This window comes from Roseomonas chloroacetimidivorans, from assembly GCF_049629625.1.
Classification (GTDB): Bacteria; Pseudomonadota; Alphaproteobacteria; order Acetobacterales; family Acetobacteraceae; genus Roseomonas; species Roseomonas chloroacetimidivorans.
Window position 1 is genome coordinate 1 of sequence record NZ_JBNBZS010000209.1, and the last position, 2,869, is coordinate 2,869.

2 protein-coding genes and 1 pseudogene are annotated in these 2,869 nt (G+C 66.4%); all 3 read right to left on the reverse strand.

Features of this window, described 5'->3' with window-relative positions:
• Positions 1-135 precede the first annotated feature (135 nt).
• Positions 136-306 (reverse strand): annotated as a pseudogene (locus ACO1BU_RS36600) (transposase domain-containing protein); the annotation flags it as partial.
• A 455-nt stretch (positions 307-761) separates the two neighbouring features.
• Positions 762-2,372, reverse strand: coding sequence for an ISL3 family transposase (locus ACO1BU_RS36605; protein ID WP_424140779.1), 1,611 nt, complete (start codon positions 2,370-2,372; stop codon positions 762-764).
• 251 nt (positions 2,373-2,623) lie between these two features.
• Positions 2,624-2,869 (reverse strand): MutS-related protein (locus tag ACO1BU_RS36610; protein WP_424140780.1); only part of this gene is annotated, 246 nt, incomplete at its 5' end.

Here is a 2,869-nt window from a genome sequence, read left to right on the forward strand (position 1 = left end):
GGGTGCGCGATCCGAGGCGAGCCAGGCCTCAAGCAGGTCGAGCTGCGGCGACCCGGTCCCTGGTGGCTGCGGCGCTTCTGCCATGGCTCTCCTCCGGTGCCTGCAGGGGCAGCTTATGTCCGCTGCGGGGACAGGTCACGGGAGAAGCTTCCAGGGCAGCAGGTCGTCCAGGCGGTTGATGGGATGGCCTTGGGCAAGGCGATCCAGCACCGCGGCGATGTAGGCTTCAGGATTGAGGCCGTTGAGCTTCGCGGTCTCGGCGAGGGTGTAGATGATGGCGGCGCGCTCGCCGCCGGAAGCTGAACCTGGTCGGCCCTGAAAGCCTGGGGTACCCGCCTCACGAAGCGGGTCGGCGCCATGAAGGCCAAGGTCGCCGTGGCACGCAAGATCGCCGTCATCCTGCACTGCATCTGGACCCGCGGTGCCGGTGACCTCGGTGGATCGGCTGAAGGCAGGCTCCTGCACTTCGCTCCATACGATGAAGCACCCACCCCGAACACAATCATGAGGCTCTAACCTCGGAAAGGACCCTGACCCCGGCAGGGAGACGGTATCGGAGTTGACAGTCACCCGCGATCAAAGGGCCGATCCGCACCTTGACCGATATAGGAGGATCAGGGCCCCTCAGAGCTATCGCCTACAGTCGCGGCGAACTGCACTTGTCTGCGTAATCCGGTGGATCGTGATCAGTGATTCCGGGCTCTTCCGCGCTTTTGGTGCATCAGTTCGCCTCCGGGTCGCGGGCTGGCTCCAGAGGAGCGCTATTGGGCAAGCACGCGTTGGCGGAGTAGGTTGTAGCCTGCACGACCATACATCGTTCGCTTCAGCAACTTGAGGCGGTTAATCTGGCCTTCGACAGGACTGGTGCTCCAGGGCTCGACGAGGGCCGCCAGTACTGCGTCACGGTCACGATCGATGCCGCGCACGAAGGCGTCAAGCGCCGTTCCACGTGCGCTGGCCATCCAGGCGTCGAACGCCGCAGCCTTATCCCGGTCCGTGTCCTTGCGGACGAGGGCCGCGAAGGCGGTGGCAAGTTCGCCGGCACGAACCAGTTCGGGTCCAGTCTCTACGAGGCAGGCCAGGAACAGGCGTTCCGCGGTGTCCAGCGTGGCTGTGGGTGCTGTCAGAAGCCAGGCGCAGCGCCGGCTCGACGGAGCAGGCCATGCAGCCGTGCGACGGATCTCTGCCGCCTGAGGCGGCGGGTTCTCGCGTCGCTGGCGTGCCACCCAGCGGGCTACGGCATTCACCGAGCCGGTAAAGCCCTGGTCACGGACCTCGCGCCACAGCTGCCAGCCGTTGCGGCACCCGGCCTGCCAGCGGGCCTCAAGATGCGCGACATAGGGGTCGACTGGACGGAGCTGAACTGGCTTGTCATGCGAGGGAGGACCGCCGGCCTTCAGCCACCGGTATGCCGCTGTCGGGCTCATGCCCAGTGCCGGCGCAATCTCGCCCACGGACATGCCGCTCAGGTGGAGCCGCCGGAGTTCTTCGTACCGTGCACGACGACGCTCACGGCGGTCTGCCAGATCGCGCGTCTGCTTCGTGCAGTAGGACGCGGTACTGGCCGCATCGGTCCCGGGAGGCTGTCCCGATGCGACCGCTCGGGCCGCCGCGCGCACGGCACCGCGGTGGCGATCAACGGCGCCCTGCAGCGCGTCGCCAAGATTGCGCAGCAGATGCCATCGATCAGCGACCTGCCTGGCCGATGGCGCGCCCTGCCGCGCTCCTTCGGCGTAGGCGCCGGCACGGTCACGCGCGATCACTTCAATACCGGGGTGCTGACGCAACCAGGCCGCAACAGTCTCGGTGCGGCGATCAGGCAGCAGGTCGATGACGCCCCCGCGCTCAAGGTCGCAGATGATGCTCCCATACCTCTGGCCGCGCCGCCACGCCCAGTCATCGATGCCGACCACGCGGGGTGGAGCGGATGGCTGCAGTTGGGTCGTCCGGATCAGACGCAGCAGCGTGTCGCCGCTGACCGGCATGGAAAGCCGCGCTGCCAGACGCGATCCAGGCTCGCCGCCCAGAGCGAAGCCGATATGACGCTGGATGCTGCCCAGGCGCATGGTCCGCCGTGCCCGGGGCTGCCCGATCTCGGGCAGGCGTTCGGTGAAGATCTGCCGTGGGCAGTCGCGGCTGGCACAGCGGAAGCGCCGGGCCCGCACCTGCAGGCGGACCGCCCGTCCCTGCCAGGGCAGGTCGGCCAATCTGCGGGTGTAGTGGCTATGCACCCGGCCGGAGAGGACGCCGCAAAGCGGGCAGGCGTTGCTGGACACCACAGGCGCGGTGATGATCGTGACATGGTCAGGAGCGGGCAGAACCTGCACGACCGAAAGGCCTGCCGGGATCACCGGCAGAAGACGTCGGGACAATGCGGGAAACACGACCTCCAGAGAGTGTCGCCGTCATATGGCCCCGGCTCGCCCTTCGTTCCATCGGCTGCACCAAAAGCGCGGAAGAGCCTGGAACAGCCGATCAGGATCACCGGAATACGCACACTTGTCCCTTGGATTGCAGTCGCTCTTCTGCCAGATCGGCGGCCTCTGTAGCATCCAGTGGTACTCTTTCACGACAAGGCTGGTGGCCGGGTGTGAGCCGTCTCATGGTACGTTTTGCGCGACTATCATGAGGCTTTCAGCGAATGGCCGGTGTGCTGGGCGAGGATCTCTTCAGCACGTTGGAGGACACGACGGGGCATGCCCGCTAGCGCCGCCACCTTGAGGCCGTAGGAGCGTCCGGAACGACCGGCGAGCACCTTGTAGGAGAAGACGTCGCCGTGCCGCCCTGCGGCCGCATCCATGGTCATGCAGATGCTGTGGGACATACTCTCGGCCGCATCTGCCAGCTCATGGTAGTGGGTAGCAAAGAG